The sequence below is a fragment of the Pseudomonas sp. NPDC087817 genome, assembly GCF_044742875.1.
In the GTDB taxonomy this organism is placed as follows: domain Bacteria; phylum Pseudomonadota; class Gammaproteobacteria; order Pseudomonadales; family Pseudomonadaceae; genus Aquipseudomonas.
The window spans coordinates 1-12675 of sequence record NZ_JBIUVJ010000011.1; the positions used below are offsets into that span (position 1 = coordinate 1).

Annotated in this window: 12 protein-coding genes; 7 read left to right on the top strand and 5 right to left on the bottom strand. The window is 61.2% G+C overall.

The window, feature by feature from the left end; genetic code table 11:
- Positions 1-370: 370 nt before the first annotated feature.
- The 3 genes from ACIONG_RS11390 to ACIONG_RS11400 are packed head-to-tail and all read left to right on the top strand — an operon-like array spanning position 371 to position 4404.
- Positions 371-1969, top strand: coding sequence for an ABC transporter permease (locus ACIONG_RS11390; RefSeq protein ID WP_401299296.1), 1599 nt, complete (start codon positions 371-373; stop codon positions 1967-1969).
- Positions 1966-2781, top strand: a complete 816-nt coding sequence (locus tag ACIONG_RS11395; protein WP_401299299.1) for an ABC transporter ATP-binding protein — start codon at positions 1966-1968, stop codon at positions 2779-2781. Before ACIONG_RS11390 ends, ACIONG_RS11395 begins: the two co-directional genes overlap by 4 nt.
- Before the next feature lie 12 nt (positions 2782-2793).
- A complete protein-coding gene (locus ACIONG_RS11400) occupies positions 2794-4404 on the top strand; it encodes an arylsulfatase (RefSeq protein WP_401299302.1) in 1611 nt (536 codons plus the stop codon).
- A 129-nt stretch (positions 4405-4533) separates the two neighbouring features.
- On the opposite strand, the gene ACIONG_RS11405 is transcribed toward ACIONG_RS11400, so the two are convergent.
- Positions 4534-5607 (bottom strand): fatty acid desaturase, encoded by a 1074-nt coding sequence (locus ACIONG_RS11405; RefSeq protein WP_401299305.1) that lies wholly within the window; start codon positions 5605-5607, stop codon positions 4534-4536.
- Positions 5608-5707: 100 nt separating this feature from the next.
- Between ACIONG_RS11405 and ACIONG_RS11410 the strand changes: the two genes are divergently transcribed.
- The gene (locus ACIONG_RS11410) at positions 5708-6712 is read left to right on the top strand and encodes an AraC family transcriptional regulator ligand-binding domain-containing protein (protein ID WP_401299308.1); all 1005 of its coding nucleotides are present in this window, start codon (positions 5708-5710) and stop codon (positions 6710-6712) included.
- Between the two features lie 131 nt (positions 6713-6843).
- Here the strand turns inward: ACIONG_RS11410 and ACIONG_RS11415 are convergent, their stop codons facing one another.
- Together ACIONG_RS11415 and ACIONG_RS11420 are read right to left on the bottom strand one after the other, a co-directional pair.
- Positions 6844-8229, bottom strand: a complete 1386-nt coding sequence (locus ACIONG_RS11415) for a heavy metal sensor histidine kinase (RefSeq protein ID WP_401299311.1) — start codon at positions 8227-8229, stop codon at positions 6844-6846.
- A complete protein-coding gene (locus ACIONG_RS11420) occupies positions 8219-8899 on the bottom strand; it encodes a heavy metal response regulator transcription factor (protein ID WP_103306522.1) in 681 nt (226 codons plus the stop codon). The genes ACIONG_RS11415 and ACIONG_RS11420 overlap by 11 nt, the downstream gene beginning before the upstream one ends.
- Before the next feature lie 137 nt (positions 8900-9036).
- Between ACIONG_RS11420 and ACIONG_RS11425 the strand changes: the two genes are divergently transcribed.
- Positions 9037-9522 (top strand): heme-binding protein, encoded by a 486-nt coding sequence (locus ACIONG_RS11425; protein ID WP_401299314.1) that lies wholly within the window; start codon positions 9037-9039, stop codon positions 9520-9522.
- 11 nt (positions 9523-9533) lie between these two features.
- Entirely contained in the window at positions 9534-9944 is a 411-nt protein-coding gene (uraH, locus tag ACIONG_RS11430) for a hydroxyisourate hydrolase (protein ID WP_213027198.1), read from the top strand.
- Between the two features lie 272 nt (positions 9945-10216).
- On the opposite strand, the gene ACIONG_RS11435 is transcribed toward uraH, so the two are convergent.
- Positions 10217-10894 carry a Crp/Fnr family transcriptional regulator gene (locus ACIONG_RS11435; protein ID WP_401299318.1) on the bottom strand — a complete coding sequence of 226 codons (678 nt, stop codon included), beginning with the start codon at positions 10892-10894 and terminating at the stop codon, positions 10217-10219.
- An 82-nt stretch (positions 10895-10976) separates the two neighbouring features.
- Between ACIONG_RS11435 and ACIONG_RS11440 the strand changes: the two genes are divergently transcribed.
- Entirely contained in the window at positions 10977-11504 is a 528-nt protein-coding gene (locus ACIONG_RS11440; protein WP_213027196.1) for a DUF962 domain-containing protein, read from the top strand.
- A gap of 146 nt (positions 11505-11650) precedes the next feature.
- Here the strand turns inward: ACIONG_RS11440 and ACIONG_RS11445 are convergent, their stop codons facing one another.
- Positions 11651-12640, bottom strand: a complete 990-nt coding sequence (locus ACIONG_RS11445; protein WP_401299321.1) for a sulfate/molybdate ABC transporter ATP-binding protein — start codon at positions 12638-12640, stop codon at positions 11651-11653.
- Between the last annotated feature and the right edge of the window lie 35 nt (positions 12641-12675).

A 12675-nucleotide genomic window follows, 5' to 3' on the forward strand; every position in this document is an offset into this window, starting at 1 on the left:
CTGACGTTAAGGGCGATCGCGTCCGCTTAAAAATACGCGGACACCATCGCCCTTAATGCTGGAGTTCGGAAGGTGACTTCCCCAGCCGCTTACATAGGGCTTGCAGCAGCGTATGCATTAACAGCATCGAAAATATTCTTCGAATGCATTGGATGCGTATGGGCCAGAAGCCTTAAATGGCGTGACTTATTTCCAAATAGATCAATAAACGGATTATATATAACCGTTAGTTTTAAGCTAATACCGCTAAAGATCGCAGCCTTCGGCAGCTCCTACAGGGGTGAATTCACGGACGCGTCCCCCTGTGGGAGCTGCCGAAGGCTGCGATCTTTTGATCTTGATCGATCCAACCCGACAACGGAGGTCACCCATGGCCCGTGAATCCTTGCTCAACCTGCCGCTGGCGGCTCCGCCGCTCAAGCGTCAGCGCTCATGGCCAAGCCTGACCCAACGTGTACTTCCCTGGCTGCTGCCACTCAGCCTCTTCACCCTGTGGTGGCTGGCCGCGCGCAATCACTGGATGAGCGAACAGATCCTGCCGGCGCCGTCACTGGTGTGGAACAGCGCAGTCGAACTGTCTCAGGGCGAGTTGTGGAGCCACTTGTGGATCAGCCTGCAACGGTTGTTCTGGGGATTACTGGCAGGGATCAGCGCCGGGGCGATTCTGGGGGCGGCACTGGGTTTCAGTCGCCGCCTCGAACGCTTGATCTTCCCGACCTTCGCCGGCCTCGCGCAAGTACCGACGCTGGCGTGGATTCCGCTGTTCATGGTGTTTTTCGGTATCGGCGAAGTGTTGAAACTGGTGGTGCTGATCAAAGCCATTGTGGTTCCGGTGACTTTGCACACACTGGTTGGCGTACGCGATGCGCAACCGAAACTGCGTGAAGCAGCCGCCGTACTGCGCCTGCCGTCGCATTTGCTGATTCGTCGTCTGGTGTTGCCTGCCGCCCTCCCCGCATTCATGGCCGGTGTACGTCTGGCGCTGGCCGCCGGCTGGACGTCGCTGCTGGCCGTCGAACTGCTCGCCTCCAGCGAAGGCATCGGTTACCTGATGGTCTGGGCACGGCAGCTGTTCATGCTCGACATCGTTTTCGTGTGCATCGTGGTCATCGGTCTGATTGGCGTGGCGATGGATCGCAGCATCGGGCTGCTGGATAAAAAACTGGTGCACTGGCCGCACCCGGCCACTGCGGAAATCCGCCGAGGCCCGCGCTATGAAGGCTGGCAACGGCTGCAACCGTGGCTGCTGCCGCTGGGCTTGTTGGCGCTGTGGCAAGTAGCAAACGATCAGCAGTGGGTCGACGCCAATATTCTGGTGAGCCCGCTGGCCGTGCTCAACACCACGTGGGACGGCTTGCTCGACGGAACGCTGATCACCGGAATGGCCCTGAGCCTTGGGCGCACCCTTGGTGGTTTGCTGTTGGGCGGCGGAATTGGCTTCGCCCTCGGCCTGCTGTTGGGGCTGTCGCACCTCAGCGAACGCCTGCTCGGCCCAACGCTTGCCGCTATCCGCCAGATCGCGATTTTCGCCTGGGTGCCATTGCTCACCGCATGGTTCGGTCTGGGTGAGCTGTCGAAGTGGGTGTTCGTTGCCCTCGCCGCATTCTTTCCGCTGTTCATCGCCACCCAACGCAGCGTCGCCAACCTCTCGCCGCAACTCAACGAAGCCGCGCAAGTGCTGCGCCTGAGCCTCGGTCAGCGCCTGCGCCGACTGGTCCTACCCGGAGCCGCTCCCGGGATTTTTGCCGGGCTCAGACTGAGCCTGATCTACGCCTGGCTCGGCACCATCGGCGCCGAATATTTCATGCCGTCCAACGGCGGCATCGGCAGCCAGATGATCGGCGCCCAGCAACTGCTGCGCATGGACCTGATCATGGCCGGCATGCTCCTCGTCGGCCTGACCGGCGCCCTGCTCAACCTTATTGGCCAACGCCTGGAAATCCGCGCTACCCGCTGGAGACACGCATGAACGCACCGATTGTCAGCTTCAACCATGTAGGCAAATCCTTCGACGTCGACGGTTTCGAACTGGAGGCGATTCGCGAATTCAACCTGGACATCGCCGAGGGTGAATTCGTCGCCATCGTCGGCTCCAGCGGCTGTGGCAAATCCACGCTGTTGCGCTTGCTGGTAGGCCTCGATACGCAGTTTCGCGGGCAGATTAGCGTTGATGGCAAAGCCGTCAGCGGGATTGGTGGCGAGCGCGGCATCGTCTTTCAGGAGCACCGCTTGTTTCCATGGCTGACCGTGGCCGACAACATCGGCCTCGGCCTGGTCAATGAGCCGCTGAGCGCCGCAGACAAGCAACGACGCATCAACGACTTCATTGATCTGGTCGGCCTGCGCGATTTCACCCGCGCCTATCCTCACCAGCTCTCCGGCGGCATGGCGCAACGGGTGGCAATCGCTCGCGGCCTGGTCGCCAGCCCACGGATTCTGCTGCTCGACGAGCCTTTCGGTGCGCTCGATGCGCTGACCCGTCAGCAGATGCAGGACGAGCTGTTGGCGATCCGTGCCCGCGCGAAAATCACCACGATCCTTGTCACCCACGATGTCGAAGAAGCGATTTTTCTGGCCGACCGCGTGGTGGTGATGGAGCCGCGTCCGGGGCGCATCAAGCAAGTGGTCGACATTGCCCTGGCGCATCCGCGTCAGCGCAGCAGCTTCGACTTCCATCAGTTGCGTGAAGAACTGCTGCACGAACTGACCAGTGACGACCATTACCAACCGAGCGTACCGGTGCAGATCCGCGATCTGCCGCTGTCGTTCATTGCCTGCTGAGAGGAGCTTTCGATGCCGCAACGCCCCAATTTTCTGGTGATCCTGGCCGACGATCTCGGCTTCTCCGACATCGGCGCCTTCGGCGGCGAAATCGCCACGCCGCACCTCGATGCACTGGCCAGCAACGGCCTGCGCCTGACCGACTTTCACACCGCGCCGACGTGCTCGCCGACCCGCTCGATGCTGCTGACCGGCACCGATCATCACATTGCCGGCATCGGCACCATGGCCGAAACGCTGACGCCGGAGCTGATCGGCAAACCGGGTTACGAGGGTTATCTGAATGACCGCGTCGTGGCCCTCCCCGAGCTGCTGCGCGAGGCCGGTTATCAGACGTTGATGAGCGGCAAATGGCACCTCGGCCTGACCGCCGAACTGGCGCCTCATGCACGGGGTTTCGAGCGCTCGTTCTCGCTGCTGCCAGGCGCGGCCAACCATTACGGTTTCGAGCCGACTTACGATGAGCAAACCCCCGGCCTGCTGAAATCCACGCCGGCGCTGTACATCGAGGACGACACGTTCATCGACGAATTGCCCAAGGATTTCTACTCGTCCGACGCCTTCGGCGACAAGCTGCTGCAGTACCTGAAGGAGCGCGACCAGACCCGGCCGTTCTTCGCTTATCTGCCGTTTTCCGCACCGCACTGGCCGTTGCAGGCACCGGCCGACATCGTTGAAAAATACCGTGGCCGCTACGATGCAGGCCCGGAAGTCTTGCGCCTCGAACGACTGGAAAAACTCAAGGCACTGGGGCTGATCGAAGCGGACGTCGAACCCCACCCGCTGGTCCAGCTGACCGCGCAATGGGATGCGCTGAGCACTGAGCAAAAGCAGATTTCCGCGCGGGCGATGGAAGTCTACGCAGCGATGGTCGAACGCATGGACTGGAACATCGGCCGGGTCGTCGATTACCTGCGCCAGCAAGGTCAACTGGATAACACCTTCATCCTGTTCATGTCCGACAACGGAGCCGAGGGCGCGCTGCTTGAAGCGTTCCCGAAATTTGGTCCGGAGCTGGTGGCGTATCTGAGCCAGCACTACGACAACAGCCTCGACAACATCGGCCGGGCCAACTCCTACGTCTGGTACGGGCCGAACTGGGCGCAGGTGGCGACAGCGCCATCGCGGTTGTTCAAGGCGTTCACCACCGAAGGCGGGATTCGCGTGCCGGCGCTGCTGCACTATCCGCAACTCTCGCTCAAAGGGCAGATCAGTCACGGTTTCGGCACGGTGATGGACATCACCCCGACAATTCTTGATCTGGCCGGCGTGCGTCATCCGGGCAAGCAGTGGCACGGCAAACCGGTGGCGCCGTTGCGCGGTAAATCGTGGCTGGGCTTTTTGTCCGGCGAGACGGCGCAGGTGCATGACGAGCACACAGTGACGGGTTGGGAGTTGTTCGGGCGCCGGGCGATTCGCCAGGGCTCGTGGAAAGCGGTGTGGATCCCCGGGCCGGTGGGGCCGGCGACCTGGCAGCTTTATGATCTGGCCAGTGATCCGGGGGAGATTCATGATCTGGCGTTGAGTCAGCCAGACAAGCTCAGCACGCTGATCGGGCACTGGCAGCAGTATGTCGAGGAGACCGGGGTGATCTTGAGTGCTTCGCCGTTTCAGCCGGATTGAGGTTGCCTGAGATATCGCTATCGCTGGCAAGCCAGCTCCCACAAGGGGCGATGTCGTTCATAAATATTATGGACGACACAAAAAACTGTGGGAGCTGGCTTGCCAGCGATGAGGACCTGAACTCACCTATCAAGCCCGGGCAGTACGCACCTCTTCCTGCACCAGTTCATTCTTGCGAACAAACCGGTTCGCCCGCCCAAACGTGCCGAAATCATTGAACCGCACGCCCATCTCGCGCATCACCTTATGCGCCACTGGCACGGTCAGCTGGCGAATATAAAACGGCTCCTTGACCACAAAATGATGAATCCCGTGGCTGCTGCCAAAGTTGAAGCAGAACACCTGCAACGGCCACAGCCACCACGGATTCAGCACCTGGCATTGCTGCAGCACATTGCCTGGCTCAACGTCACCGTAGTAATGCATGTTCGAACTGATGAAATGCAGGCAGAACGTGCGCAATACGTTCGGGCCGATGATCACCACGGCGGCGATATCGATCACCTGCATCACCGACAACGTGGTCGCCGACCATTCAATCGGTGTCCCCAGCAAGTACGCGATGCCGTTCGCCGCATGGAAACCGAGAAACACATACCAAGCCCCCCAATGCACCAGCGCCAGCGGCGCGTAAACCTTGAGCGTGCGTTTGATAATGCTGAACTTGTGTGCCCAGGTCTTCGCCCGAAGCATGCGAATGAACGCCGACATCACGTTGTCACCGACCATCAGCAGCCGCGCAAAACCCCACGGCTCGCCGTTGGTGATTGCGCGTTCTTCCATGTCGGTCTCGGTGCCTGAGACCTTGTGATGGTTGAGATGCAGATGCCGGCGAATCCACGGATTGATCGTGCTCGGCCGCGCCAGCCACACCAGGCCCATCATCAAGTTGTGCGGCACACGCTGCTTGCGGAAATACATGCTGTGGATAAGGTCGTGTTCCAGCTCATGGGTGAGCGAGGCAAAAAACGCATTGAGCAGCAGGCATACCCACCAGGCCATGTAGCCAGTGATGTACAGGGCTGCCGAGCCGATCATGCCCGCCAGGGCAAACGCCAGAATCCCCGCGCCGAGGGCGTCCTGATGCTTGAGAAGCGGGTAGCGCTCGCGCAATTCGACACCTTTGGCCAGCACCACTTCGCGAATATGCGCTGATCGCTGGGCAGCATTGTGTCGCTGGGGACTTGCAGAAGTACGGTCCATGCTTCCATCCTCTGGGTATTGATGTTCGCATCCTGCCCTGCAAGGGTTCGAATCGCGGTAGCCGAGTACGCCAACCTGTTGACCGGAAGCGCCAATCAGCATGAAGGAACCGACCTCCCTCGCCAGCTGGACCCGTGCCTTGCGCAAGCAACTCGACGCGCTGGGGCTGGACAGCACTGCCCTGTGCCAACAGGCCGGGCTCGACCCGGACTTGATGGACGATCCCAACGCGCGCTATCCGCTGTCCGGCACCACCCGCTTGTGGGCGCTTGCGGTGGAGTCCAGTGGTGATCCGGCCATCGGTCTGCGGGTGTCGCGGTTTGTCAGCCCGACCACGTTTCACGCGCTCGGCTATGCCCTGGTAGCCAGTGGCAGCCTGCGCGAAGTGTTCGAACGTATCGTGCGCTATCACCCGGTGGTCAGCGATGCGCTTGAACTGGACCTGAGCCGCGGCGATGACCGTTATCTGTTCCGTCTGAAAATTCCGTCAGGTAATCCCGCCCCCGCATTCGAAGCCATCGACGCCTTCGCCGCGATCTACGTGCGCACCTGCCGCAATCGCCTCGGCCGTGATTACGCGCCACTGGCGGTTTACCTGCGCCGCCCTGAACCGAGCGACGCGCACCAATGGCATAAAGTCTTCCGCGCGCCGGTGCATTTCGCCGCCGCCGAAGATCGTCTGGAATTCGCCCTCGCCGACTTCGACAGCCACCTCGACGACGCCAACCCTGAGCTGGCTGAACACAACGAAGCGGTGCTCAAGCGCACCATGGCCCAGCTCAAACCGCTGACCTGGGAGCGCAAGGTGCGCGACGCCATCGAAGAACAACTGCCCGAAGGCGAACCCAGCGCCGAGCGCATCGCCCAGGCCTTGCACCTGAGCCTGCGCAGCCTGCAACGGCATCTGGCGGATGAAGGTTGTCGCTTCGACACGCTGCTCAACGAAAGCCGTGAGAACCTCGCGCTGCTGCATCTGCGTGATCCGCACTGTTCGTTGAGTGAGGTCAGCTATCTGCTGGGCTTTGCCGACACCAGCAGCTTCAGCCGCGCGTTCAAGCGCTGGACGGGGATGACGCCGGGGCAGTTTCGCGATCAGTTGCGCTGACTGATCCGGAATTTTCACCGGTTCAACTGGCCTCTTCGCGGGCAAGCCCGCTCCCACAGGGTTTGGGGTGCACAGAAATCCGTGTCACACCTTGACCACTGTGGGAGCGGGCTTGCCCGCGAAGTTGGCAGTCAGTCCACCACAAACCCCAGCTCAAACACCGTGCCCGAGGCATCACTGCTGACCCGCACCTGCCCGCCATGCAAGTGCATGATCGACTGCACGATTGCCAGTCCCAGGCCTCCAGAGTCCCCGGGTTCAGCGCGGGCCGGATCGACGCGGTAGAAGCGGTCGAACAATTTGCCCAGATGCTCGGGCGCGATGGCCGGGCCATGGTTGTGAATCTGCAACCAGCACACGCCTGCCTCATCGTGCCGGCGCAGGCTGATCGAGGTGCCGGGGTCAGCGTGGCGCACGGCGTTGGCCAGCAGATTGCCGAGGGCGCGTTGCAGCAGTTGCTGATCGGCGCGGAGTTCGCCGTGCAAATGGTTTTCCAGCCGCAGATCGCGGTCGTCGGCCAAGGCTTCGAAGTAATCGCACAGTTCGCTGCCAACGCTTTGCAGCTCCAGCGTTTGCAGGTTGAGCGCTCGCTCGGCCTGTTCGGCACGGGCGAGGAACATCAGGTTTTCCGCCATGCGCTTTAGCCGTTCGAACTCTTCCATGTTCGAGGCCAGCACTTCCTGATATTCCGCCGTGCTGCGCGGGTGGTTCAGCGCCTGACCGTTGCTGGCGAGCAAGGTGTGCAGCGGCGTGCGGATCTCGTGGGCGAGGTCGGCGGAGAACTGCGACAAGCGCTGCACACTGTCGTCCAGACGCGCCAGCATGCCGTTGAGCGCTTGCACCGGTTCGAGCAGTTCTGCCGGGGTGCCGGCGGCGGGCAAACGCTGATCGAGACTGCGCAGGTCGATGCCGCGCACGGCTTCGCTCAATTGCCGTAGCGGTTGCAGACCACGGCGCAGCAATACCAGCCCCAAGGCAAATGCCAATATCGCGCCGAGCCCGACCGAGAGGTACAAACGCAGGCGATAACTGCTGAGCATCTGCTCACGCTCGCTCAGCACTTTGCCGGCGATCACGGTCAGCGGTTCGCCGTTCGGCCCCTGCGCTTCACCGGACAACAGCGCCAGTTCTGCACCGTCCGCCGCTTGCCAGCTCAGCACATCGCGGCGCTGCGGCGTTTGCTCGCGCGGGATCGCCTTCAACGTCGGCAAATCGCGCTGGCGCGGGTTGATGCCGATCACACTCGAACCATCGGCCCGACGCACCAGCAGCAGGCTGTCGAGATTACCGAGCATGTTCTGGTACAGCCGTGGCCGCGCCTGCAAGGCATCAAGGCTGTCGCTGTCGGCGAGCAAGGCGCGCACCTGCTCCAGTCGCCCAAGCAGGGCCATGTCGTCGCGATAAGCGATTTCGGCGGCGAGCGAGCGGTAGAGAAATACCCCAATCGCGCTCAGGACCAAGGCGCAGACCAGTGCGAACGCCAGCGCCAGGCGCCAGGCGATCGACCTAGAGCGCATCGTCAGGCGCTTCCAGCTGATAGCCGACGCCGCGCACGGTGTGGATCAGTTTCGGCATGTACGGATCATCGACCTTGGAGCGCAAACGACGCACTGCGACTTCGACCATGTTGGTGTCACTGTCGAAATTCAGGTTCCACACTTGCGAGGCGATCAGCGTGCGCGACAACACTTCGCCCTGACGACTGGCGAGCAGGTGCAACAGGGCGAACTCCTTGTTGGTCAGCGATATACGCTGGCCACCGCGACTGACGCGACGGCGCAGCACATCGATTTCCAGATCGGCAATGTTGTACGACTCGGCCTCGCGCATCGGCCCGCGTCGCAACAGCGTGCGCACCCGCGCGAGCAATTCGGCGAAGGCGAAAGGTTTGAGCAAATAGTCGTCGGCACCCAGCTCGAGGCCGCGCACGCGGTCTTCGATGGCGTCCTTGGCGGTCAGGAACAAAACCGGCGTAGCACCGCGCTGGCGGATCAGTTGCAGCAATTGCCAGCCATTGAGGCCCGGCAGCATCACATCGAGGATGATCAGGTCGTATTCCTGCTGCTCAATGAAATAGCGCCCATCGAGGCCGTTGAGTGCCACATCCACGGCAAATCCGGACTCGCCCAGGCCCTTGGCAAGGAAATTGGCGGTTTTGGCTTCATCTTCTACGACCAGCAAACGCATGGCACACCTCGATTGATCAGGCACACAGGCTAGGCGCCTTCGGCGACGTTGCCCATTACAAACTTGTAATCCGGCTGACGAGATTCTGACGAAGTGGCGCCGCTAAGATGGCGTCCTTCGTTTTTGGAGCCTGTCCCATGACCGTCAAATACCTTCTGGCCAGCTTGGCCATCGGCCTGAGCACCAGCGTTTTCGCCAGCCCCGAACTGCCGCGTCACGCCGATCTTGATCTGAAAACCGCCCGCCTGCTGGCCGATGCGGCCATGAATAACTGCACTGGCACCGTGTCGGTACTCGACCGCGGCGGCAACCTGTTGGTGACCCTGCGCGGCGACGGTGTCGGCCCGCACAACACCGCTGCCAGTCAACGCAAGGCCTATACCGCGCTGTCGACGAAGACCCCGACCCGATTGTTCGCCGAGCGCGCCCGCAGCAACCCGGAAACCGCCAACCTCAACACCCTCGACGAGTTGCTGTTGCTCGGCGGCGGCATTCCGCTGTTCGCCGGCAACGAGTTGGTCGGCGCCATGGGCGTGGCCGGCTCCGGCGGCGGTGAGCAAGATGAAAACTGTGCGATCACGGCTGCCGAGAAAACCGGTCTGGCCACCACCCGTTCCCAATAAGGAGATTCATCATGACGCCATTGCGCATGACCCTCGCCGCGCTCGGCCTGAGCGCTTTCTCAAGCCTGGCACTGGCCGCCGGCAACCCGCTGAGCGTACACGTGCTCAATCTGGAAAACGGCCTGCCTTCGCCTGGCATTAACGTGACACTGGAAAAGCACGTCGGCCAGAACTGGCAGCCGTTGGCTCAAGGCACCACCAATGAACAAGGACGCATCGCCGAACTGTTCCCGGCCAAACAGCCTTTTGAGGCGGGTGAGTATCGAGTGGTGTTCAAGACCGGTGAGTATTTCAACAAGATCAAACACGACACGTTCTTCCCGGAAATCCCGGTGATTTTTGAAGTGAAGCAGACCGACCAGCATTACCACATCCCGCTGCTGCTCAGCCCTTACGGTTTCTCGACTTATCGCGGTTCGTAAGCCCCCACACAAATCCTCTGTAGGAGTGAGCCTGCTCGCGATAGCGGTGTATCAGTCACCCATTGCCTGACTGACAGATTGCTATCGCGAGCAGGCTCACTCCTACAGGTTCTGTGCTTTGCCTCAGATGTCATGGAGCGCCGAAACCCTGTGGGAGCCTGGCTTGCCAGGGATGGCGTCCGTTCAGCAGACATTGATTTCGGCTGATGCACCGCTATCGCTGGCAAGCCAGCTCCCACAGGTTCGTGGTGTCTGGATTGGGTGTTTTTATCTTAGATTGTGGCCAAGGTGCGCAATCGCGTGGCGTCGAGGATCTCGATCTCGCCGTACCCCAAGCCAATGATCCCCTGCCCCTGCAAGTCCTTGAGAATCTGGTTGGTGGTCTGGCGTGACAGCGACAGCATCGACGCCAATTGTTCCTGCGGCAGTTGCAGCACCCGACGGGGCGGATCGAGTTCGCCGTAGCCTTCGGCGATCATCAGCAAGCGATGCGCCAGACGTGCCGGGGCTGGCAGCAGGCTCAGTTGTTCGAGATTGATAAACGTCAGGCGCAGCTTGTGGCTCATCAACAGCGCCAGATACCGCCAGTACAGCGGGTGTTCATCGAGCAGTTTCAGCAACGTCGCCTGCGGGATATTCAATAGCGTACACGGCCCCACAGCATAGGCGTCATGGGTGCGCGGCTGACCGTCGAACAGGCAGATTTCACCAAACCAGTGCGGCGCCTCGACCAGACTCAGCAGCGCTTCCTTGCCCTGCTCGCTCACCGCGCCAATACGCATGGCGCCATCGAGCACCGCGTACAGGCCGCACGGTGGATCGCCACGCTGAAACAACCGCTGCCCCGCCGTCAGCTGCCGCTCCCGGGCCGCCGCCAGCAGACTATCCTGAAAGGACGCAGGTAAATGACTGAACCACTGACCGGTCAGCAGCCGTGAACGCTTATCCATGAACACTCCTAATTGTCGCCTGCCTGACAGAGCGAACGCTGAATCCGGGGCATGCTGCGATCACCCTACAGGAGGAACAACAATGAAAAGCCTCGTCGATCATCTGAGTCAATACGCCGCCTACCACCGCGACCCACGCAACATCGCCAGCCACTTTATCGGCATTCCGCTGATTGTGGTGGCGGTCGCGGTGCTGTTGTCGCGTCCCGAATGGGCGTTGGGGGGGTTGTGGATATCCCCGGCCGTGGTGCTGGCGCTGGCCTCGGCATGGTTTTACCTGCGCCTGGAAGTGAAGCTGGGCGTGTTGATGACCGTGCTGATGGGCTTGTCGGTCTGGGCCGGGCATGTGCTGGCGCAGCAAAGCACCCTGGTCTGGCTGAGCAGTGGCCTGGCGATGTTCGTGATCGGTTGGGTGATCCAGTTTGTCGGGCATCACTACGAGGGGCGCAAACCGGCGTTTGTCGATGACGTGAGCGGCTTGATCGTCGGGCCGTTGTTTGTGGTGGCCGAGTTGGCGTTCCTGCTCGGGATGCGCCATGAGTTGAAAGAGCAGATCGAGGCGCGGGCGGGAGTGGTGCGGGTCAATCCGAATCGCAAAGCGGCGGCTTAGGCCGCTTAAAAGATCGCAGCCTGCGGCAGCTCCGACATCCGCTCGTTCCCACGCTCTGCGTGGGAACGCCGCCATGGACGCTCTGCGTCCACTGTGACGCGGAGCGTCACGGGATGCATTCCCACGCAGAGCGTGGGAACGATCAGTTAAAGGTTGGCGACTTTCTGCCTGACCTTCGGTTTGAAGAACAGCGTTTCGCCCTTCGCCAGGCCGATCAGGCTGTCGTGGTCTTTCACCACTTCGGCTTCGATCAGATCGGTCTGCCCTTCTACCTTCAACGTCACCCGCGTGGTCGCGCCCAACGGGCGGATATCACGCACTTCAGCGGCATGGTGATCTTCCAGCTCATGCTTGGACAACGACACTTCGTGCGGACGGAACAGCACGTGGTTGTCGTCGCTGAGCAGCAAGCGGTTGGAGTCGCCGAGGAAGTGATAAACGAAATCGCTGGCCGGGTTTTCGTAGACGTCGCCCGGTGAGCCGATCTGTTCGATCACGCCTTTGTTCATCACCACGATGCGGTCGGCGACTTCCATCGCTTCTTCCTGGTCGTGGGTCACGAACACCGACGTCAGGTTGATGTCTTCGTGCAGACGAGCGAGCCAGCGACGCAGCTCTTTGCGCACCTTGGCGTCGAGGGCGCCGAACGGCTCGTCGAGCAGCAGCACTTTCGGCTCGACCGCCAGGGCTCGGGCCAGCGCAATACGCTGACGCTGACCGCCGGACAACTGCTCCGGGTAGCGATCCGACAGCCAGTCCAGTTGCACCATGTTCAGCAGCTCATGCACCTTGGTCGCGATCTGGCTTTCGCTCGGGCGCTGGTTTTTCGGTTTCATGCGCAGGCCGAACGCGACGTTGTCGAACACCGTCATATGCCGGAACAGTGCGTAGTGCTGGAACACGAAACCGACGTTGCGATCACGCACGTCGTGGCCGGAAACGTCTTCACCGTGAAAGACGATGTTGCCCTGATCCGGGGTTTCCAGACCGGCAATAATCCGCAGCAAGGTGGTTTTGCCGCAGCCGGACGGGCCGAGCAGCGCCACCAGCTCACCGCTGTGGATGTCCAGGCTGATATTGTCCAGCGCCTTGAACGCATTGAAATTCTTGCTGACGTTACGCACTTCGATCGACATGAATTATTCCTCCGCGGCGCTGGCGCGCAGGCGGT